The organism is Robertmurraya sp. DFI.2.37 (assembly GCF_029211245.1).
GTDB classification, from domain to species: domain Bacteria; phylum Bacillota; class Bacilli; order Bacillales; family Cytobacillaceae; genus Robertmurraya; species Robertmurraya methanolica_A.
In genome coordinates, this window is the sequence record NZ_JARGEJ010000068.1 from 1 (window position 1) to 21,248 (window position 21,248).

20 protein-coding genes are annotated in these 21,248 nt (G+C 38.1%); 17 read left to right on the forward strand and 3 right to left on the reverse strand.

Features of this window, described 5'->3' with window-relative positions; translation table 11 throughout:
* Positions 1 to 435: 435 nt before the first annotated feature.
* From PZE06_RS22375 to PZE06_RS22425, 11 genes are all read left to right on the forward strand, one after another.
* Positions 436 to 1,416, forward strand: coding sequence for a sugar ABC transporter substrate-binding protein (locus PZE06_RS22375; protein ID WP_151025930.1), 981 nt, complete (start codon positions 436 to 438; stop codon positions 1,414 to 1,416).
* Entirely contained in the window at positions 1,409 to 2,845 is a 1,437-nt protein-coding gene (locus PZE06_RS22380; protein WP_151025931.1) for a sensor histidine kinase, read from the forward strand. Before PZE06_RS22375 ends, PZE06_RS22380 begins: the two co-directional genes overlap by 8 nt.
* The gene (locus PZE06_RS22385; RefSeq protein ID WP_151025932.1) at positions 2,842 to 4,377 is read left to right on the forward strand and encodes a response regulator; all 1,536 of its coding nucleotides are present in this window, start codon (positions 2,842 to 2,844) and stop codon (positions 4,375 to 4,377) included. The genes PZE06_RS22380 and PZE06_RS22385 overlap by 4 nt, the downstream gene beginning before the upstream one ends.
* 16 nt (positions 4,378 to 4,393) lie before the next feature.
* On the forward strand, positions 4,394 to 5,470 hold the full coding sequence (locus PZE06_RS22390; RefSeq protein WP_151025933.1) for a sugar ABC transporter substrate-binding protein: 1,077 nt from the start codon (positions 4,394 to 4,396) through the stop codon (positions 5,468 to 5,470).
* Positions 5,471 to 5,794: 324 nt separating this feature from the next.
* Positions 5,795 to 6,250 carry an RrF2 family transcriptional regulator gene (locus PZE06_RS22395; protein ID WP_151025934.1) on the forward strand — a complete coding sequence of 152 codons (456 nt, stop codon included), beginning with the start codon at positions 5,795 to 5,797 and terminating at the stop codon, positions 6,248 to 6,250.
* On the forward strand, positions 6,228 to 6,428 hold the full coding sequence (locus PZE06_RS22400) for a YezD family protein (protein WP_151025935.1): 201 nt from the start codon (positions 6,228 to 6,230) through the stop codon (positions 6,426 to 6,428). The genes PZE06_RS22395 and PZE06_RS22400 overlap by 23 nt, the downstream gene beginning before the upstream one ends.
* Positions 6,429 to 6,660: 232 nt before the next feature.
* Complete coding sequence (locus PZE06_RS22405) at positions 6,661 to 7,701, forward strand: sulfate ABC transporter substrate-binding protein (RefSeq protein WP_151025936.1); 1,041 nt, start codon at positions 6,661 to 6,663, stop codon at positions 7,699 to 7,701.
* Positions 7,702 to 7,718: 17 nt separating this feature from the next.
* The gene (cysT, locus tag PZE06_RS22410) at positions 7,719 to 8,558 is read left to right on the forward strand and encodes a sulfate ABC transporter permease subunit CysT (protein ID WP_225310790.1); all 840 of its coding nucleotides are present in this window, start codon (positions 7,719 to 7,721) and stop codon (positions 8,556 to 8,558) included.
* Positions 8,559 to 8,573: 15 nt separating this feature from the next.
* Positions 8,574 to 9,416, forward strand: a complete 843-nt coding sequence (gene cysW / locus PZE06_RS22415) for a sulfate ABC transporter permease subunit CysW (protein ID WP_151025937.1) — start codon at positions 8,574 to 8,576, stop codon at positions 9,414 to 9,416.
* Between the two features lie 30 nt (positions 9,417 to 9,446).
* Positions 9,447 to 10,472 (forward strand): sulfate/molybdate ABC transporter ATP-binding protein, encoded by a 1,026-nt coding sequence (locus PZE06_RS22420; RefSeq protein ID WP_151025938.1) that lies wholly within the window; start codon positions 9,447 to 9,449, stop codon positions 10,470 to 10,472.
* Positions 10,473 to 10,898: 426 nt separating this feature from the next.
* Positions 10,899 to 11,981 (forward strand): amidohydrolase, encoded by a 1,083-nt coding sequence (locus tag PZE06_RS22425; RefSeq protein WP_151025939.1) that lies wholly within the window; start codon positions 10,899 to 10,901, stop codon positions 11,979 to 11,981.
* A gap of 318 nt (positions 11,982 to 12,299) precedes the next feature.
* Here PZE06_RS22425 and PZE06_RS22430 read toward each other — a convergent pair whose 3' ends face one another.
* Entirely contained in the window at positions 12,300 to 13,211 is a 912-nt protein-coding gene (locus PZE06_RS22430; RefSeq protein ID WP_151025940.1) for a DMT family transporter, read from the reverse strand.
* A gap of 168 nt (positions 13,212 to 13,379) precedes the next feature.
* Between PZE06_RS22430 and PZE06_RS22435 the strand changes: the two genes are divergently transcribed.
* The 3 genes from PZE06_RS22435 (at position 13,380) to PZE06_RS22445 (ending at position 16,861) form a co-directional block, all read left to right on the forward strand.
* Complete coding sequence (locus tag PZE06_RS22435) at positions 13,380 to 14,156, forward strand: enoyl-CoA hydratase-related protein (protein WP_151025941.1); 777 nt, start codon at positions 13,380 to 13,382, stop codon at positions 14,154 to 14,156.
* 150 nt (positions 14,157 to 14,306) lie between these two features.
* Positions 14,307 to 14,825 (forward strand): putative ABC transporter permease, encoded by a 519-nt coding sequence (locus tag PZE06_RS22440; RefSeq protein ID WP_225310791.1) that lies wholly within the window; start codon positions 14,307 to 14,309, stop codon positions 14,823 to 14,825.
* A gap of 326 nt (positions 14,826 to 15,151) precedes the next feature.
* On the forward strand, positions 15,152 to 16,861 hold the full coding sequence (locus PZE06_RS22445; protein ID WP_151025943.1) for a methyl-accepting chemotaxis protein: 1,710 nt from the start codon (positions 15,152 to 15,154) through the stop codon (positions 16,859 to 16,861).
* A gap of 196 nt (positions 16,862 to 17,057) precedes the next feature.
* Here the strand turns inward: PZE06_RS22445 and ilvD are convergent, their stop codons facing one another.
* Entirely contained in the window at positions 17,058 to 18,737 is a 1,680-nt protein-coding gene (gene ilvD / locus PZE06_RS22450; protein WP_191963561.1) for a dihydroxy-acid dehydratase, read from the reverse strand.
* Between the two features lie 237 nt (positions 18,738 to 18,974).
* Between ilvD and PZE06_RS22455 the strand changes: the two genes are divergently transcribed.
* From PZE06_RS22455 to PZE06_RS22465, 3 genes are all read left to right on the forward strand, one after another.
* Positions 18,975 to 19,571, forward strand: coding sequence for a DUF1836 domain-containing protein (locus tag PZE06_RS22455; protein WP_151025944.1), 597 nt, complete (start codon positions 18,975 to 18,977; stop codon positions 19,569 to 19,571).
* The gene (gene trhA / locus PZE06_RS22460) at positions 19,568 to 20,206 is read left to right on the forward strand and encodes a PAQR family membrane homeostasis protein TrhA (protein WP_151025945.1); all 639 of its coding nucleotides are present in this window, start codon (positions 19,568 to 19,570) and stop codon (positions 20,204 to 20,206) included. The genes PZE06_RS22455 and trhA overlap by 4 nt, the downstream gene beginning before the upstream one ends.
* Positions 20,207 to 20,286: 80 nt before the next feature.
* Positions 20,287 to 20,595, forward strand: coding sequence for an iron-sulfur cluster assembly accessory protein (locus PZE06_RS22465; protein ID WP_151025946.1), 309 nt, complete (start codon positions 20,287 to 20,289; stop codon positions 20,593 to 20,595).
* Positions 20,596 to 21,063: 468 nt separating this feature from the next.
* On the opposite strand, the gene PZE06_RS22470 is transcribed toward PZE06_RS22465, so the two are convergent.
* A partial coding sequence (locus PZE06_RS22470) for an integrase core domain-containing protein (RefSeq protein ID WP_275792056.1) occupies positions 21,064 to 21,248 on the reverse strand: 185 nt, incomplete at its 5' end.

Sequence of the window (21,248 nt, forward strand, 5' to 3'; positions counted from 1 at the left end):
GTAGTTGAAAATGTTATTTTACTCATGTTGTCCCCTAGTTCCTATTTAGTAAGTTTAAGTATATAAAAAAATACCTATAGATAAAACACTCTTTTTCAAGTGTCCTAACTATAGGTACCATAATAGAGAAGGGTGCTCTTTTTTTCTATCTGTGAAAAAAGTGTATTGTGTCATAGTTCAGGGGAAAAATGCAAAATGAAAAAAGCACTAACGAATTTAGCCAGGGCAACTATAGTAAAAAAGTATGGAAATTGCTTTGAAAAAATAAAAATTCTCCATCTCTTTTAGCCGATTCCCATTTAGTGGTATGATGAGAATAAAATGAGTCTCGATTGATAAGGAGAACTGCTGCCATCTAGTTACTCAAATAATGAAACTACGACATTATGAAAGCGTTTTACTGAAAACGCATAAAAATGAGGAGGAGATCAGCTTTTGCGAAAAATAGGTTTTATTTTACTGTTTGTCCTGTTCTCCTTCCTGCTTTATCTCACATTTGTTTCTGCTGAAATTGTTTTTCGTTCCGATAGACAAATGCCGAAATTTATTGAACAAGAGAAATTGCAATATAGGCTTGTTCTCATTACCCAAGATACTGAAACTCCATTTTGGAATAAAGTTGGAAGTGGTGCTACGGAACAAGCAAGAAAGGAAGGAGCTTCACTCGAAATTTGGGGCAGCTATGGGAATAATCATGAAGACTTTTTAAAAAAGCTGGAAATTGCTATTCATTCAAAAGTGGATGGGATTATTGTCCAAGGGCTTGATTCTGATGAATTTAAATATTTAACAAAAGTTAAAGCTTCTTTTTATGGCATTCCTGTTATCACTGTTGCCAACGATGTCTCTGTTCAGGAAAGTTTAAGAAGAACCTATGTCGGTTCGGATCAGTATAAAGCAGGAAAGATGGTTGCTGAGGAATTATTAAAAGATATGGGAACAAGGGGCAAGGTTTTGATTACCTATAATAGTGATAAAGAGCTTTACCAATTGCAGAGACTGGAAGGAATGAAGGAAGTACTTGAAAGTCATCGAGAGATTCAACTTGTAGATGCAGAAACTTCAAGTTCGCGTGAAGAAGTAATTGCCACTACACAGGAAGTGCTGAATAAATGGCCAGATGTCGATGCGATTATAGCCGTCAATTCTGATATTGTCTCCGCTCTAGTTCAAGAAATTAGCAAGCGCTCGCAAGTGGAACCATATTATATTTATTCCTTCGATGATGGGCAAGATTCCATTTCATTGCTTCAAGAAGGAAAAATTGATGGGCTAGTAGAGCAATCTCCAGAGATGATGGGAAGAACAAGCGTTCAATTAATTAAGGGCTGGCTTACTGGTGAAACGATGCCACTTAATATTGATGGATATTTTACAGATATTCGGATTGTGAAAGCGACGGACTATGATGATTAGTATCCAAAAAAAGATCTTAATGCTGACAACTTTTGTGTTATTTATTATGGCAAGTATATGGTTTGCTCTTACATATTACAATTATAAAACACAGCATCATTATAACGAAATATTGCAAAGATATTTAAGCATGAATGAAGTGACAAGGGTCAGTCAAGAAATGGTCACCTACCTAAATAACTATATGCTAAGTCCAACTGCTGAAAATTTACAGAAGCTTGAAACAAGCAAGGAAAGAATTCAGAAAGCTAAATATGATGTATTTCCTTTAAGGAATGAAGAAAATCAATTTGCATTAACGAATTATATTAATCTAGTGGATAGTTTAGTTGAGACGACTGACAGATTAATTTTATTCAATAACGGGAATGATCCAGAGTCAATTACGAAAGAGTTTTCCGAAGCCAATCGAATTTCTAATTACATCTCAGAAATGAAATTAACCTTGCTGGATACAGAATTGAGAACGTACGATCGTTTTTATCGAACGATTATTCAGCAGTCGGAAGAGTTAATCAAACTTGGGATATGGCTCATTTTATTAATTACGATTGCATTGCTTATCATCACATATTGGCTTTCACTAAGCATTACAAAACCAATTCAAAAGTTAACAGAGGCAGCCAATGAATTATCACGAGGGCATTTTAACGTGAAAATTCATGTCGAGGCCAATGATGAAATAGCATTTCTAGCAAAAACATTCGATCGGATGCGCATTAATATTAATAATTTAATTGTAGAGATGAAACAAAAAGCACAGCTTGAGCATGAGCTTCAGCAAAATAAATTACTTTTACAAGAAAGTCAGTTTCGCAGCCTCCAAAGTCAAATAAACCCTCATTTCTTATTTAACACACTTAATACATTATCGAAAAAAGCTTATTTGGAGGGTTCTGAGGAAACGAGTGATTTACTTGTAAGTGTAGCAGGCTTGCTTCGTTATAATTTAAAGCGTTTAGATCGTTCAGTCACTTTGTCAGAAGAAGTGGAAGTGTTAAAACAGTATATGGATATTCAAAAGGCAAGGTTCACAGATCGGTTAACATTTCAGACAGAAATTGATGAGGCCTGTCTGAACGTTCGCATTCCTGCCTTAACATTACAGCCAATTATTGAAAATGCCGTTATTCACGCAGTAGAGCCAAAAGAAGAAGGCGGTAGGGTTTCATTGAAAATTGAAGAGCACTCAGGTTCTGTGCAGGTTCATATCGCTGATGATGGAGTTGGAATGTCGGAGGCAAAAATCGAGCAGATCCTAAGGGAACAACAAGTTCAAACGGAAGGACATTCAACGGGGTTAGGCTTTAGTAATGTTGTAAAACGCTTGCGACTTTTTTATGGATATGAAGATGTAATCGCAATTGAGAGCAGTGTAAACAGAGGCACAACTGTTACGATTAAAATAAAAAGGGGTGATAAAACATGATAAAGCTCCTAATTGTTGACGATGAACAAATTGAAAGAGAAGGCATGCAAGCAATTTTGCAGAAGGCTTATCCGAATCTTAAAATTGAGCAAGCAAGAAATGGAAAAATGGCTGTGCAAATGACAGAGGATTTTTGCCCTGATCTGATTTTAATGGATATTAAAATGCCTGGAATGAGTGGATTAGAAGCGGTAGCTTTTATACAAAAAAAGCATGAAAATGTAAAATTCATCATGGTTACAGCCTATGATATGTTTGAGTATTTGCGAGAGGCAATTAAACTAGGCGTTAAGGATTACTTATTAAAGCCAAGCAAGGCGAGCGAAATATTGCAAACTGTGGGGAAGGTATTACAACAGATTGAAGAAGAAAAGAAATTGGCGGAGGAACGCAAACAAAAGCAGCAGGAATACCAAAAAGCATTGGCCCTTGTGGAGACTGATGTTGTGACACAACTGTTATTTGATCATGTACATGAAGTGCATTTAGACATGTTGGTGGAAATGCTAGATATAAAATCCACAAATGAAATGTTCGTGATGTGTTTATTACTCCCACACGATAAAGACAATCTATATCCTCTTATTAAAAAGAAGCTAAGAAAATTAGGGGGGTGCTGGGTAGGAGCTTTATATGGAACGCAGCTTCCAATTATTGTTTTTAGAGATCCGACTAAAACGTTTCGCTCTCAAGCAATCTATCTAGCTCGTGAACTCCTTTCTGTCAGAAAATTAGAGCATGAGGAATGGTTTATCGGAATAGGGAGTGTCGTTAGTTCATTAGAGGAAATAAGACAATCCTACCACGATTCATTAATCGCAACGAGCGAAACAAAATTTTCTCATAAATATCGTTTTTATTCAGATGTACCTACGGTAGCTAGGAATGAGAAGAGCATAATGGCGTTGCGAGAAAAAGAGTTTTTTGATCAAATTCGCCTCGGAGAATGGGATAAAGTTCAGGCGAATGTGATGGGTTTTATTCAAATGTATGAAAAAGAAGGAAGTCCTATCGTTCATACACAGCAAAGAGTTATGGAAGTGCTGTGGCTTATCTCGAGAATTATGAGCGAGATTGGAATTCAAGCGATTACGCCATTGTATTCATTTAAAATTCAAGATTACCGTCAATTGCGTGCAGAAGTTAATCTTCTTCTTGAAAAAATGAAGCAAACCCATGCTGATCATTACGATCAATTTGAAGCTGATACGATCCGACAGCTCAAACAGTATATTATGGATAATTCCCATAAAGATATTTCTTTAGAATCGCTAGGGAAGAAGGTTGGTTTAAGCCCAATTTATATTAGTAAAATGTTTAAAGAAAAATTAGGGATTAATTATATTGATTTTTTAACGGAGTGTCGGATAGAAAAGGCAAAAATATTGATGTGTGACCCTAAGAAAAGTATTAAGGAAATTACTTATGAGGTCGGTTATCACGAGCCTAATTATTTTAGTAAAGTATTTAAAAAAGTCTGTAAAGTATCACCAAAGGATTACAGGAAAAACTTGTTTGCCGCCAATAACTAACGTAGGAGGAATGTAGATGAAACAGAAAATGGTTAAGACTATGTTCTTCTTGAGCATGCTTCTCCTTGTTTCTCTTTGCGGAGCTTGTGAGAAACCTGTGCCGCAATATACTACTCCAACAACCTCTCCTCCTCAAGATGCTGCTGTTCCAGGTGGGGAGAGGAAAATAAAAGTAGGGTTTCTTATGGATACGTTAGAGGAAGAGCGCTGGCTAAAGGATAAAAGAATGTTTAAGGAGGCAGTAGAGGAAATTGGCGCCGAAGTGGAAATTATGGTAGCAAACGGTGATGAAGTTTTGCAGATCATTCAAGCTGAGACTTTGATTAAACAAGGTGTAGATGTGTTAGTAATGGTACCTTATAATGCGGAAGCGGCAGGTGCCATTGTTCAGAAGGCCCATCTCGCTGGAATTAAAGTGATTTCATACGATCGTCTTGTAAAGAATGCTGAGATTGATTTATACGTTTCATTTGATAATGAAGAAGTAGGAGAATTGCAGGCAAAGGCGCTTACTGCTCTCGTGCCGAAAGGAAAGTATGTTTATATAGGCGGAGCGGATACTGATTATAATGCTCATCTTTTAAAAAAGGGAGTTTTTAATGTTTTGAAGCCCTTAATTGATAAAGGCGATATTAAGATCGTTTATGACCAATGGACGAAAAATTGGATTCCGATTAATGCCTATTCGAATATGGAGGCCGCACTTCAAGCCAATAATTATGAAATAGATGCTGTGTTTGCTGGAAATGATGCGACAGCAGAGGAAGCAGTTAAAGTCCTTTCACGTTACGGGCTTGCAGGCAAGGTACCGGTAGCTGGCCAAGATGCAGAATTGGCAGCGATAAGAAGGATTGTTAATGGAACTCAAACGATGACAGTGTATAAACCGATTAAATCTTTGACTTCTGCTGCAGCAAAAGCGGCAGTCCAGATGGCAGAAGGTGAAAACATCGTCACAGAGAGAAAAATCAATAATGGAAAAATAGAGGTTCCATCCATTCTCCTCCCACCTATTTCTGTCGATAAAAACAATATTGCTGAGACGGTCATTGCCGACGGTTTCCATTCAAAAGAAGAGATTTATCATCATTGACAATCATTCCAGCATTTCAAAATGGGAGAAGCAATGGTTTTACTAAAAAGAAAGCGGAGAAAAGTGAAATTTCTCAAAAAAACAATTGATTTTATTAGAATTCCGTATTATGATAATCAATAATTATTATTCCAATGGAATTAATCGGGATTTCCCGAGCGTGTCTGATCAGATAAACTGAAGGACATTTATCCTTTTAAATAGGATAAGTGTCCTTTTCTTCTTCCTTGCATATACTTTTAAAGTAAAAATTTTGCATGGGGTTGGGGATCTTTTTGCAGTGAATGTTGACTGAAATACTCAAGATTACGAGGAGGATCTTTGATGAAAGTGTCAAGTAAAGGAGAGTATGCACTAAGAGCATTGATTTTACTTGGAAATCATCCAGGTAAAGTAATTGGAATACAAGAAATTGCCGAGAAAACAATGGTTAGCATTCATTACTTGGAGCAATTGCTCCTTCAATTGAAGAAACTTGGGTATGTAGCAAGTAAAAGGGGAGCAAAGGGAGGATACATACTTCAAATGAATGCGGAGGCGATCAATATTGGAGAAGTTATTCGCCAATTAGAGGGTCCTTTATCTCCAATGGGCTGTGCATCGATTACGAAGTATGAACCTTGTGCATTGGAAGAGGGCTGTCAATTAAAACCATTATGGACATTGGTAAGAGATACGATCGCCTATGTTTTGGAGAGGACAACACTTGAAGATTTACTGCAAAACCGCGTGACAAAGCTAGAAGGAGATGATTTAGTTGTCATTAAAAGGGACGCTTGATCAGAAAGTAATGGAAAAGATCGTTAGTTTACTAGAAGGACTTGAGTATGGAACGGTTCAGATTACCGTTCATGATTCTGAAATTACACAAATTGATCGATTGGAAAAATATCGTCTCCCACCTCAAGGAAAGGGGAGACAGCAGCCAAATGGAAAAAAATCAAAACAGAGGTATTAAAATACATCATACGCCGATCGGACACCCGAAGGCCCTTTAGTTTTCAGTACGTGCATGTACATTTGAAAATTATTGGGGCTTTTTTTGTTGATAGGTTGTGTGAAGCAACTAGAGTGCATATCTAATGCGATAGAATATGAAGTTAGATGGTAGCAACTTTATAGTCAACATCAGCATAACACATCGTCTATTGAAAAAGCCCTAACGAATGAGTGAAAGGGAGAGTAAGAGAATGAACAAAACATTTGTCAGCGTATATGTATCAATTTTTCTATTATTAATCAGCGGCTGTGCAAGCGAGCCGACAAGTTCGACAGCTTCACAGTCAGAAAATCAAGGTAAAGAGATAGAGCTATTAAATGTTTCATATGATCCTACAAGAGAGTTGTATGAAGAATTCAATCAAAGTTTTGCTGAATATTGGGAAAAGGAAACAGGGCAAAAGGTGAAAATAAATCAATCACATGGTGGCTCAGGCAAACAATCTCGTTCTGTCATTGATGGGCTAGAGGCGGACGTCGTAACATTGGCACTTGCTTATGATATTGATGCCATTGCCAAAGCAGGCAAACTTGCTGACAAGTGGCAGGAAAGATTGGCACATAATAGCTCTCCTTATACCTCAACGATTGTATTTCTTGTCCGAACTGGGAATCCGAAAAATATAACAGATTGGGATGACTTGATTAAAGAGGATGTTTCCGTTATTACCCCGAACCCGAAAACGTCTGGAGGAGCAAGATGGAACTACTTAGCGGCATGGGGGTATGCACTAGGAGAAAATAACGGCAATGAAGAAAAAGCAAAGGAGTTTGTACAAAAGCTCTTTAAAAATGTGCCCGTACTAGACTCAGGAGCACGGGGAGCAACAACCACGTTTGTTGAGAGAGAAATTGGCGATGTCTTACTGGCATGGGAAAATGAAGCATTTTTAGCATTAAATGAACTTGGTGAGGATAAATTTGAAATTGTTATTCCATCCGTAAGTATTTTGGCAGAACCTCCTGTAACAGTTGTCGATAGCTCGGTGGAAAAACACGGGACAGAAGAGGTGGCGAGAGCTTATCTTGATTATTTGTATTCAGATGCTGGACAGGAGATCGCCGCTAAAAACTACTATCGGCCAAGGGCGGAAGAAGTTGCTAAAAAATATGAAGACCAGTTCCCGAAAATCGAACTATTTACAATTGATGAACCATTTGGTGGTTGGCAAAATGCTCAACAAACTCATTTTGCAGATGGAGGAATTTTCGATCAAATTTATCAACCATAAAGAAGGAGCGGGAGTCCGTGTTTAAGAAGAAAAAATACCATCATCATGTTTTACCCGCTTTTGGGTTGTCGATGGGATTTACACTAGTCTATTTAAGTCTGATCGTCCTCATCCCCATTGCTGTTCTATTTCTAAAAGCAGCGACAATTAGTTGGGATGATTTTTGGAATATTGTTACGGATCGAAGAGTGTTGGCCTCCTTTCAACTAACCTTCTCAACTTCTTTTTTTGCGGCTTTCATTAATGCAATCTTTGGAACGCTAATAGCTTGGATTTTGGCAAAATATCAATTTACGGGTAAGAAAATCGTCGATGCGCTCGTTGATTTGCCTTTTGCATTGCCGACTGCTGTGGCAGGAATTGCTTTAACAACGCTTTATGCTCCCAATGGATGGATCGGTCGATTCTTTGAAACATTCGGAATAAAGGTTGCCTTCACACCACTTGGAATTATGATTGCATTAATCTTTATTGGACTGCCATTTGTCGTTCGGTCAGTACAGCCAGTATTACAGGAGTTGGATCAACAATATGAAGAAGCGGCTTCAACCCTTGGAGCCAATTCTTTGCAAGTCTTCACGAAAATTATTTTTCCAACCATTTTTCCAGCCATTTTGACTGGATTTTCGCTAGCTTTCGCCCGTGCATTAGGAGAATACGGTTCAGTCGTCTTTATATCAGGAAATATGCCACTGAAGACAGAAATTGTACCATTATTAATTGTCACTAAGCTGGAGCAGTTTGATTATATTGGAGCTGCTGCGGTTGCAGCCGTTATGCTTGTTATTTCTTTCATTCTCTTATTTTTAATAAACTTCTGGCAGTGGAGAATATCGAAGAGGTACGAAACGGTTTAGGAGAGAGAGGAAAAGATGAATAAGATTCAATCACCTTATAAAATTAGAAGTCTGAATTTTAATTACGGATTTATTCGGAAAGGGTTATTGCTCGGAGTTGCCCTCGCATTTTTAACTCTGTTTATTGTTGTTCCTTTAATAGCGGTGTTTACAGAAGCTTTTAGCAAAGGAGCAGAGTTGTATTTGGCTTCATTAATGGATCCAGATGCCCGCTCAGCGATAAAACTAACTTTGCTGGTTGCTGCAATTGCGGTTCCTCTTAACACTATATTTGGTGTTATAGCTGCTTATGCAATTACAAAGTTTCAATTTAAAGGGAAGAATTTTCTTATCACCCTCATTGATATCCCTTTTGCTGTTTCGCCAGTCATCGCTGGTCTTGTGTTTGTCCTTTTATTTGGTTCACAGGGCTTTCTCGGTCCCTTCCTCGAGGCCAATAACATTAAAATTGTTTTTGCCGTGCCTGGTCTTATTTTAGCAACTGTATTTGTTACCTTTCCGTTTGTTGTAAGGGAGTTAATTCCTGTTATGCAAGAGCAAGGCACAGATGAAGAACAAGCAGGGCGAATCTTAGGAGCGAATGGTTGGCAAATGTTTTTCCACATTACGCTTCCTAATATAAAATGGGGTCTTCTTTATGGGGTAATTTTGTGCAATGCCCGGGCGATGGGGGAGTTCGGAGCCGTGTCTGTTGTATCCGGGCATATTAGAGGCTTAACAAATACAATCCCCCTCCATGTTGAAATTTTATATAATGAATATCAATTTACCGCTGCATTTGCTGTCGCTTCTATTTTAGCGATGTTAGCGATTGTAACGTTATTTTTAAAGAGTATTGTAGAATGGAAAACTAAATAATCGCAAGAAATTGTTATGGGGGAAGGTAAAATGGGAATTACAATTGAAGAGGTATCGAAATACTTTGGAGAATACAAAGCGATAAATCATGTGAACTTGGAAATTCCCTCCGGGGATTTTACTGCCCTTTTAGGTCCCTCTGGATCGGGAAAAACTACCCTGCTCAGAATGATTGCTGGTTTGGAAAATTTGGATTCTGGAAGAATACTATTTAATGATATAGATTATACAAATAAAGCGGTAAAGGAACGAAGAGTCGGTTTCGTTTTTCAACATTATGCGTTATTTAAGCATATGTCTGTATTCGACAACATTGCATTTGGCTTAAAGATAAAACCTCGGCATCTGCGCCCAAGCAAAGGGGAAATAAAAGAGAAGGTATATGATTTATTGAAATTTATCCAACTTGAACATTTGGCAGAGCGCTATCCATCACAAGTGTCTGGAGGTCAAAAGCAAAGGATTGCATTGGCGCGGGCACTTGCCGTCGAACCGGATGTTCTTTTGCTTGATGAGCCGTTTGGCGCCTTAGATGCAAAAGTGCGTCAGGAACTTAGGCACTGGCTTAGAGAGAGCCATGAAAAATTAAAAATAACGACTATTTTTGTCACTCATGATCAGGAAGAAGCATTAGAAATGGCTGATACGATTGTCGTCATGAATGAGGGAAAAGTGGTGCAGACAGGTAGTCCGGAAGAAGTGTATCGACACCCGGTGAATGCGTTTGTCTATCGTTTTCTTGGCAGAGTCAATGAGGTTAACGGCCGATATATTCGACCTCATGAAGTAAGTTTAAAAAGAACTCCTCTTGGTGAAAGTATTCCAGCAAAAGTGATTCATGTTCACTTTATTGGTTCAACTGTTCGCATCCAATTGAATCGCCTTGATGACGATATATTATTTGAGGCAGAATTGAATGAAGAGAAATATCGTGAAATCGGACCAATATCGAAAGGGGAGCTTGTGTACGCTCAGTTTCCAAAGCTGGTTGATTTTGACTTTCAGGAAAAAGAAAAGGTTTTAAAACAATTACCACAGAAAGAATCTGTCTTATAAGGCAGATTCTTTTTAATCATTTAGCGTTATTCAATAAGATGGTTGTCAGAAGATTTATCTCCCTTGGTTTCAAACGCTTTATTCGTTAGGCTGAAAGGTCCAGAGAGAAAGGTAGCCAAAAATCAAGATCGAATAGGTGGGGTAGTATTTTTATGAGTGTAGCGACGACAAGGAAAAGCTGGTGCAGACAAATCAACTATTGCTTTCTCCCGAGCTAAGTCAACAGGGCAGGAGCCTTAGTTTATTTATCGATAGAACAATCATTAATTCGCTGTGTACGATGATAGCGTTGGAAAAAAGGCCTTTTTTTGCTGAATGCCGCATTGAAACATGCCGTTGATGTATATGATAAATAGTTGAAATTATTAGATAAATTTTATAAGATCGGAGGATAACTGAGTTTAAGGCAGAATGGAGTGTAAAAGGATGAAGGAGATATTGAAGTGGTATCGGGAGTTTCATGCAATACCAGAAGTTGGCTGGAAGGAATTTAAGACAACAGAAAAAATTGCAAGCATTTTAGAGGAAATGGGAGTTGGCTACGAACGTTTCTCCGAGATGACGGGGATTATTGCCGAAATAGGTCAAGGTGATGAAGTCATAGCTGTTCGAGCTGATATTGATGCTCTTTGGCAAGAAGTAGATGGAGTATGGCAAGGAAATCATTCCTGTGGTCATGACGCTAATATTGCAATGGTGCTAGGAGCGATTTTATATTTACGGGAAAAGCCATTGAAAAAGAAAATTCGCTTCATCTTCCAGCCTGCGGAGGAAAAGGGAGAAGGTGCGCTTGCCTTGATTGAGAAAGGGGTTATGGAGCAGGTGACTCACCTTTTTGGGATTCATCTCCGTCCGATTGAGGAGCTTCCATTAGGGAAAGTTTCCGCATCCATTCGCCATGGTGCTCATGTCTCTTTAATTGGCAAAGTAGAAGGAATCGACGCCCATGCAGCCCGACCACATCAAGGGAAGAATAGTCTTGATGTTATCGTGGCACTTCATCAATTATTAAATACGATTTATATCGACCCTTCTGAAGCTTGCTCTGTAAAGCTGACAAAGGTCATAGCTGGTGGAGAAAGCATCAACATTATCCCAGGAGCGGCGGAGTTTGCGATTGATGTTCGGGCACAAAAGAATGACGTTTTAGCAAAAATTCGCACACAAGTTGAACATATTATTAATCATTTAGAAGAACTTTTTGGAAATAAGATCGATTGGGAATGGTCAGGCTATACTCCAGCAGCTGAAGTTTCTCATGAAGCGGAAAAAGTTGCGGAGGGAGCAATTAAATCTTTATTAGGAGAGGAAGGCTTTGCCCCATCTGTTGTAACCCCTGGAGGAGATGATTTTCACTTTTACACGATTAAGAAACCGCAAATAAAGGCTTCCATGATTGGTGTAGGAGCAAACCTGCAGCCAGGCCTACATCACCCTAAGATGAATTTTGATCAATCAGCTTTAGTGCAAGGTGCACAGATTTTGGCTGAAACAATACATAGAGCATAGATTGTCTAAAAAGTGTGCGTCTCTCCTCCGAGAAGTTGCGTCTGCTACAATCTTGGAGGATAAGACAATGAAAGTGCGATTGCGGTTGTTCGGAATTGAGGTACTTCTAAAATGACGCAAAGCCAATAAATATGTAAAAGATTTAGGTTTTACATATTTATTTTGTATCTTTAATAAACAAGCTAAGGGTTTAGACATCATCATTTTTGAGCGCTAGAACGGACCCGTGTAGTCAGGGTTGGGAATGAGTGTTTGAATGCCCGCACGAACAATTTGCATACTAATTTCTGAGTGTCTCTTCGCGCTCTAGCATTAATTTCATCGCGATTGCTCTTCTCTATTACAATTCATGTTTTTTAACGGTCTATTTCTCTTCAACACAGGGTTCCAGTTAACGAGGAAAATACCGAAAAAAATAAAGAGGCCACCAATTAGAAGCTCACCTGTTAATGTTTCGTTTAATAAGAACCAGCCGGATAATACTCCGAAAAATGGGGCTAAAAAAAGAAAGGCGCTTGTTTTGCCAGGATCGCCAAGCCGTAGTACAGTAAACCAGCTGCCGAACTGTACAACAGAAGCCATAATCGCTAACCAAAGTAAAATGGCGATGGACTCACTCGTGATAATAAATGAAGGATTTTCAAATAGAAAGCTTGCAATCATTAACAGAATTCCACCGAAGAGCATTTGATAAGCAGTTAAAACCCAATTATCAAACTCCTTTTCCCATGCTTTGACAAGAAGTGTAGCAATCGCCCAACTAACAGCAGAGGCAAAGGCGAATAACGTTCCGATTTCATATTGAAGACTCATACCAAGGGTAATGAAGACACCGATAAAACCAATGCTAACTCCAAGCCATTGTAAAACTCTATATTTCGCTTTCGTAAAAAGGGTTGCAAACAGAACGACTAAAAAAGGATTCGTAAATGTTAAAATGGAAGATTCCCCTGCATTGATTGTTTTTAAGCTTAAAAATATACATCCCATCACCCCTGTGGTTTGAAACAGACCGACGATTATCACTTTCCCCCAAGCTTTATATGATTTCGGATGTACGCGCTGGAACAGTTTGACTAACGTGCCCATAACGATTCCAGCAAGCGTAAAACGAAAGGAAACGAATAAAATAGGTGATGAATAGGCAAGCCCCATCTTACCAATCGCAAAAGAAGAACCCATTAAACTAGTCGCTAATAAAACTAAGCCAGAGTAGAGCCATTTATTCATGTCGCTTCTCCATTCTCAAATTTTTTAACAAAAATGTATAGAAGGAATTAATAAGTTGAAAATTTTTAGATTATTTAGATTATAACAAATTTTAATATTGGATGAACCTTGAAATGAAGGCATGTTTTACAAACATCTTAGTATGATAGTTAAAAAGGGGGAAGCGTCATGGACAAAATTCTTTTTGAAGTTGATAGAAGTATGGCATTTATTACAATTAATCGACCAAACCAACTAAATTGCTTTGATTTAGAGACACTGCATCATTTGGAGAAAATAGTTCAGGAAGTAAAGAGTAATCCACATATTCGGGTTGTCGTAATAACCGGAGCTGGTGAGAAAGCATTCAGTGTAGGAGCGGATTTGAAAGAAAGAAAACAATTAAATGAGCAGCAGGTACGGAGTAATGTACAAAAAATTCGCGACCTTTTTACGCAAATAGAAGAATTGCCACAAGCGACGATTGCCGCTATAAATGGCTATGCCTTAGGTGGTGGACTTGAATTAGCACTCGCCTGTGATTTTCGTTTTGCGAGTAGAGATGCCATCTTCGGATTAACAGAGGTTAGTTGGGCGATCATACCAGGTGCTGGAGGAACACAAAGATTAGCACGATTAATTGGAATATCTAAAGCAAAAGAATTAATTCTTACAGCGCGAAAGATTGATGCAAGTACGGCTTTTGAACTGGGACTGTTAAATAAAGTCGTTGAACCGAAAGAGCTTCGCAACAGTGCGATTGAGTTGGCAGAAGAAATTTTGCGAAATGGTCCCCTTGCTGTTGTTCAAGCAAAATATGCTATAAATGGCGGGAACAATCTCGATTTGAAAACAGGTCTTGCCATTGAAGCAAATGCGTACGAGGCTATCATTCTAACTAAGGACCGAACAGAGGCACTTAAAGCTTTTAGTGAAGGGCGTCAACCTCAGTTTAAAGGAGAATAAATTTGTAGCAATAGGCAAAACCTAAAACACTGTTTTAGGTTTTGTTTTATGTCATTTATTGTGAAACTTTGGTTTCACAATAAATGAGCCAAAAACAATGGTATGAGAGGTGGAGGCAAAATGATAAGCTGGACTACTATTTCTACTGTAATGGCTCCAATTGTTTATTTCTTTTTTATCTACTCGTTTTTGGGATGGATGCTTGAGAATATTCATAGCTACATTACGAAAGGATTTTTCTTTAAAGATAATTTTTTTATTGGCCCTTTTAAACCGATGTATGGAGTTGCCCCCTTGTTATTGGTAGCGATGATAACCCCCTCGACCCACTGGACACATGTTATTTTTCTATGCTTATTTATTCCAACTTTTGTAGAGTACGTTACTGGAAGCCTATTTACAACTTTGTTTCATAAAAAGTGGTGGGATTATTCAACCAATAGCTTGAATTTTCAAGGCCATATTTGCTTGAGGTATTCAATTTATTGGCTGTTGCTATCATTATTTTGTGTATATTTTCTTCACCCTCTAATTGAAAGATCCTTTCTATTAGGAGAACAACTATTCAAAATCGTTTGGCCCGCTGTACTATTTTATTTTCTGATAGAGTTATTTTTTGCTGTAAGAAGGTATTATCTTAGCAAATATACGATCGAGACACTTGGATAACCCAGGTGTCTTTATTTTAAGAAATGATAAATTTCATTAATAGGGTTTCCCCTTCGTTTTTACGGCTTTAAGTTTATATACAATCGGTGTGTTGATTTCAGGAAAGTTTATTTTATTAAGTGTTGAGTTTTTTAAATTGAACATGAGAAATAGTGCTTCTGTATCCTTAACATAGAATAATCAAAGCCTTAGTTGATGTCTAAGGAGTTCCTGCCTTTTTGCTGGTGAAATTTGGAGGGAATGTGTGAAAATTATCATTGCTCGTTTATCATTCTAAATATATACTATTTGGACAATATATAATGAAACTTAGGGGAGACATACTGATGAATTTAAAATTAAAGCTTGGTCCAAAAATTAATTTAATTGTTTTAATTATGATGTTGTTTTTAGCTGTGGCTGTAGGAGGAGTAGTAGTCCAACAAGTAACAAAGGGAATTAAAGATTTTGCTTTAGAAAAGGCAAAGGGAGATTTAAATCTTGGTAAAAGCTATATTGATGCCAAATACCCAGGAGATTGGGAAATTAAAAATGGTGAGCTTTATAAAGGACAAACGCAAATTAGTGGGAATTTTGAGATTGTCGATGAAATAGGGGAACAAACTGGTGATACGGTAACGATTTTTCAAGGTGATACCCGCGTTGCTACGAATGTTTTGATAGACGGTCAACGGGCAGTTGGTACGCAAGTATCTGAAGAAGTTGCCAAAGCTGTATTGGAACAAAATAAGGATTTCTTCGGTGAAGCAAATGTAGTCGGTAATAACTATGTAACCGGATACACACCTATTCATGATAATAATGGTGACACGATTGGAATTTTTTATGTAGGAGCACCGCAGGATATTATTGATCATACACTTGTTGCGTTTATGAAAACATTTCTTATCGTTCTTGTCGTAATGATTGCTCTTTCTATTATTGTCGTTTATCTCTTCACAAGAGGATTAACGAAGAGATTATCAGCAATTTCGACTGCTTTGGATGCTGCGAAGCACGGTGATTTTACTATAGAAGTTCACGATGGGAAGAGCGATGAACTAAGTGCACTCGCTGACTGCTATAATTCAATGAAGAATAATTTGCGTGTGATGATTGAAAAGGTTATAACAAATTCTGAAAAAGTTGCTGCCTCATCTCAGGAGTTAACGGCGGGGGCAGAACAAACAACTGCTGCAACAGAACATATTACACAGATCATCCAAGACGTTGTTGAGGGAGCTGAAAAACAAGCAAGTAGCGTAGAGGAAAGTGCTCGTGCGATGGATGAGATAACGATTGGCATTAATAATCTAGCAGAGACATCCTCGCTCATCTCTGAATCTACTAAAACGACGAGGGGACATGCACAGCGCGGTGGAGCTTTAATTGATGAGACAGTCGCACAAATGGAAACAATCCACGAATCTGTTAACGCAAGCACTGAAGCGGTTAAACTATTAGATGAGCGTTCGAAACAAATAGGAGTTATTACCAATACGATTTCTGAAATTGCCAATCAAACCAATTTGTTAGCTTTAAATGCTGCGATAGAAGCCGCTCGTGCTGGTGAGCATGGGAAAGGCTTTGCTGTTGTTGCTGAAGAAGTGCAAAAGTTAGCTGTGCAAGCACAGCAATCTTCCACGCAAATTTCCGAACTGATTTATGCGATTAATAATGACATGATGGATGCGTTCAAATCAATGAATCAGGTGAATGCAGATGTTTCCCAAGGGCTGTCCATCGTTGAGAAAACAGAGGGCAGCTTCAAAGAGATCATGAAAGCGATGGAAGAGATGGAAATACAAATAACTGAAGCGGCAGCAACTGCAGAGCAAATGTCAGCAAGTTCCGAGGAGGTATCTGCCACGGCAGGCGGGATTTCAGAAATTGCTCAGCAATCGTTGCATCATACGCAATCGGTATCTGCTTCTACTGAGGAACAACTTGCATCTATGCAACAAATATTGTCGGCAGCGAATTCCTTAAATTCTATTGCTGAACAGCTTCAGGAAACTGTAGCAGAGTTTAAAATAGAAGGTTCGAATCAAGATTAAAAATATGGGAATTTAAGTGAACTCTATAATGGAGTTTGTCTGTAGTGTTTTTATACCGGGTCAGGGAATACATTAAACACAATTGTTGGGAAATTACAGGAAACTGTAAGAGAATTTAAAGTCTGAGGAATAGTCTTTGACTAATGCTATTGAAGAAACAGCCCATTTTTAAAAGCGGGCTGTTTCTTTAGTTTGCTTATATTTTCAGTACACCACCAGTGCTCGCATTGGTAACAAGCTTTGAATAGCGAGCAAGATAGCCTTTTTTCACTTTAGGCTCAAAGTCTTTCCAGTTTGATTTCCGTTTTGCAAATTCTTCATCAGAAATTTCCAAGGTGATTTTGCGGTTATTTAAATCAAGTTCGATTATATCCCCATCCTCGACAAAAGCAATTGGTCCACCTTCAGCGGCTTCTGGAGAAATATGGCCGATTGAAATTCCGCGAGAAGCACCAGAAAATCTTCCGTCTGTAATAAGTCCAACCTTTGCACCGAGTCCTCGACCAACAATTTGAGAGGTTGGTGCAAGCATCTCAGGCATTCCTGGTCCACCTTTTGGCCCCTCATAACGGATGACAACGACATCACCTTCTTTAACTTTTCCCGTGATGATGCCGGATAACGCCTCTTCTTGGGAATTAAAGCAAATGGCTGGTCCTCTGTGATAGCCACCAACTTCTTTGTCAACGGCACCAACTTTGATGACGGACCCTTCTGGAGCAAGATTCCCAAATAAAACAGCGAGACCACCCTTTTCGGAGTGTGGATTGTCTAATGGCCGAATGACATCCTTATCTAAAATATCACAGCCCGCTACATTTTCTTTTAGTGTTTTCCCAGTAACAGTTAAGCAATCTCCATTCATGGCCCCTGGTTTCTTTAAAACTTCATTAATAATTGCACTGACGCCACCAGCATTATGAACATCCTCAATATGATAATTCGATGCAGGAGCGATTTTGGCTAAATGGGGAACACGAGCAGCAATTTCATTAATACGTTCGAGTGAGTATTCGATTTCAGCTTCATGTGCTAATGCTAATGTGTGTAATACCGTATTCGTCGAACCACCCATGGCCATGTCTAATGCGAAGGCGTTATCGATTGCTTCAATCGTGACGATATCGCGCGGTTTAATATCATTCTCGATTAATGTCATTAATTGCTTCGCTGATTTCTTCACAAATTCCTTACGTTCCTCGGCAACCGCTAAAATAGTACCATTTCCCGGAAGAGCAAGACCGAGCCCTTCGGCTAAGCAATTCATTGAATTTGCTGTAAACATCCCTGAACATGAACCACATGAAGGACATGCGACTTGTTCAATTTCTGTTAATCTAGCTTCATCAATTTTCCCAGCTTGGAATGCCCCTACGCCTTCAAATACGGAGGTTAAATCGAGGGCATTCCCCTGACTATCGATTCCTGCTTTCATCGGTCCGCCGCTGACAACAATTGTAGGAATATTTACACGAAGAGCTGCCATTAACATCCCTGGTGTGATTTTGTCACAGTTCGGAATACAAACCATCCCATCGAACCAATGGGCAGAAACAACGGTTTCAACAGAGTCGGCAATGATCTCCCGACTAGGGAGTGAATAGCGCATCCCGATATGCCCCATTGCAATCCCATCATCAACGCCGATTGTATTCATTTCGAACGGTACTCCGCCAGCTTCGCGAATTGCCTCCTTGACAATTTTTCCAAACTCCTGTAAATGCACATGTCCTGGAACAATATCAATATATGAATTTACAACAGCAATAAATGGTTTATCAAAATCTTCCTCTTTTACACCAGCAGCTCGAAGCAAGCTTCGATGGGGTGCACGGTCAAATCCTCTTTTGATCATGTTACTTCGTAATTCTGCCAATTTTAGTCCCTCGCTTTCACAAACACTATAACACAAATTTTTAAACTTTTTCATATTTTATCATTATTCTAAGAAATAGGACAGAATTTTTGCTTTACTGCTTTTATTTAATAAAGATTTATGTAGTTTTTATAACTACTTATTGTTATTTGTTACATTTGTTATGTAGTGGTGAGTTTACAACATCCGGTTTTTAAGTTACAATAAAGAGGATTTTAAATGAAATGAGGTCTGTGAATGGGAAGGTTAGATAAATTTATGGAAGGGCTTGACCTTCAACATGAAATATCACTTACAGAAATTCCTGAGATTGATTTATATATGGATCAAGTGATTCAATTGTTCGAGAATCATTTTAAAGATGCAAAAAGAAATGAAGATGAGAAAATCTTAACAAAGACAATGATAAATAATTATGCGAAAGCAAAATTATTTTTTCCAATAAAAAATAAGAAGTATTCAAAGGAGCATTTATTATTAATCAGTCTTATTTACCAATTAAAAGGGTCATTATCGATCAATGATATCAAAGAGACTTTTCAGGGAATTAATAAAATGATAGTAGAAGAGGAAAGCTTCGAATTAGAACCTTTTTATAATAGTTATTTGCAGCTAAGTAAAGAAAACACGGAGCATTTTAAAAAGGATATTCAGGAGAGAGTAGCGGAGGTTGATAAGGAAGTAGCCAAACTTGAGACAGATAAAAGTGACTATTTGCGTAAAGTGATGCTGATTACTTCACTTGCTCATATCAGTAATTTGTATAGAAGGGCTGCTGAACAACTTGTTGATGAAATAATGGAAGAACAAGATGGAAAGAAGGAGATAAAATGAGCGAAACGCATACGTTTACGAAGGGCGAAGAAATTGCGAACGCAATTACCCATGGTATAGGGGCATTACTAAGTATAGTTGCCTTAGTGTTCTTGATAATCGAGTCTGTTGTTCATGGAGGCCCATGGCATATCGTAAGTTTTACATTATTCGGAAGTACGATGCTGCTTATGTATTTATGTTCTACAATGCTACACAGTTTACCATCAGGGAAGGCAAAGGACATTTTTGAAATATTTGATCATTCAGCCATTTATTTTTTTATAGCTGGAACGTATACACCTTTTTTATTTCTCGTTATTAAAGGTTGGCTTGGCTGGACTATTTTTGGCATTGTTTGGGGTCTAGCCCTTGCTGGTACTGTTTTTAAATCTTTTTTTGTGAAAAAATTTGTTCTTTATTCAACATTGTTGTATGTTCTGATGGGGTGGCTCATTGTTTTTGCTTGGCAGCCTTTAATGAATAACTTACCGCAAAATGCCATTCTTCTTCTCGTAATTGGCGGATTATTGTATACAATCGGTTCTGTGTTTTATGTATGGAGAGGGTTTAAATATCACCACACCCTCTGGCATGTTTTTGTGGTAGGGGGGAGCGTATCCCATTTCTTCTGTGTTTTTCTTTATCTTGTGTAAGCAACTTCAAGACTTGTCATTTTCTTTCCTTGGAGCTTTCCTTGTATAATGAAGAAGAATCTATATGTGGAGGAATAATTATGAAGTGCAAAATCAATAAAAATGCGGCAAAGGTACTAAAAGAGATGCTAGGAAGTGAAGAAGCTGAAGGAAAGATGATCCGTGTTTTTATTACTCATATGCATGGTGATCACGCCCATTATGATTTAAAGTTTGATACACCTACAGAACATGATGAGATTGTTAAAACGGATAAAGGGATCGATATTCTCCTTGATAAGCGGGAAGAATTTTTAGACGGAGTTTGGATTAAATACTTTTATGTTCCAGAACCGCAATTTGAAATCACTAATCCTTCAAAAGAGGGGCACGGACATCACCACCATTAAGCAAGGCAAATTGGTATAATGATACCATTTTTCTCTTGGAAGACAATAAACAGGTGACTAAAAATGTTGTGAAAAATGGTCCTCTTCTCGACTTTTTGCCATAATAGCGAATGCTCAAGTTTATATTTTTAGTAATAGAAAATGGCGCGAATCTGTTTTCAGATGTTGCACGCCATTTTTTCGTTTTATGTAGGTTACATCATTCAACTATGAAAAGTTAAAAATTTTCGACTTGAATGAAATGTTTATGTTAAGAAGAACTAGCAAGGTGTGCATTGTCCATGATTTTTATTCGGCCAGATGAAGCGAAATCATCTCAAAATTTGTCCGAATAGAAGCCCGATTTGACCGGAAGCAACAGGAAAATCTAGAAAAGAGTCCGAATAGAAGGTCGATTCGACCGGAAGCAACAGGAAAATCTAGAAAAGAGTCCGAATAGGAGCTTACCCCTAAAAGTTAGAGTTTTTATTATGCAGCTGATTGACTGGATTGAATTCGGTATTCAACCGGACTTAGTCCAGTCAATTTTTCTTTTGATCGTATATTGTTATACCAGTAAATATAATCTTCTATTTTTCTTTTTAAATCTTCATAGCTTACTAGTTTTTCCCCGTAATACATCTCTTGCTTTAAAATGCTAAAGAAATTCTCCA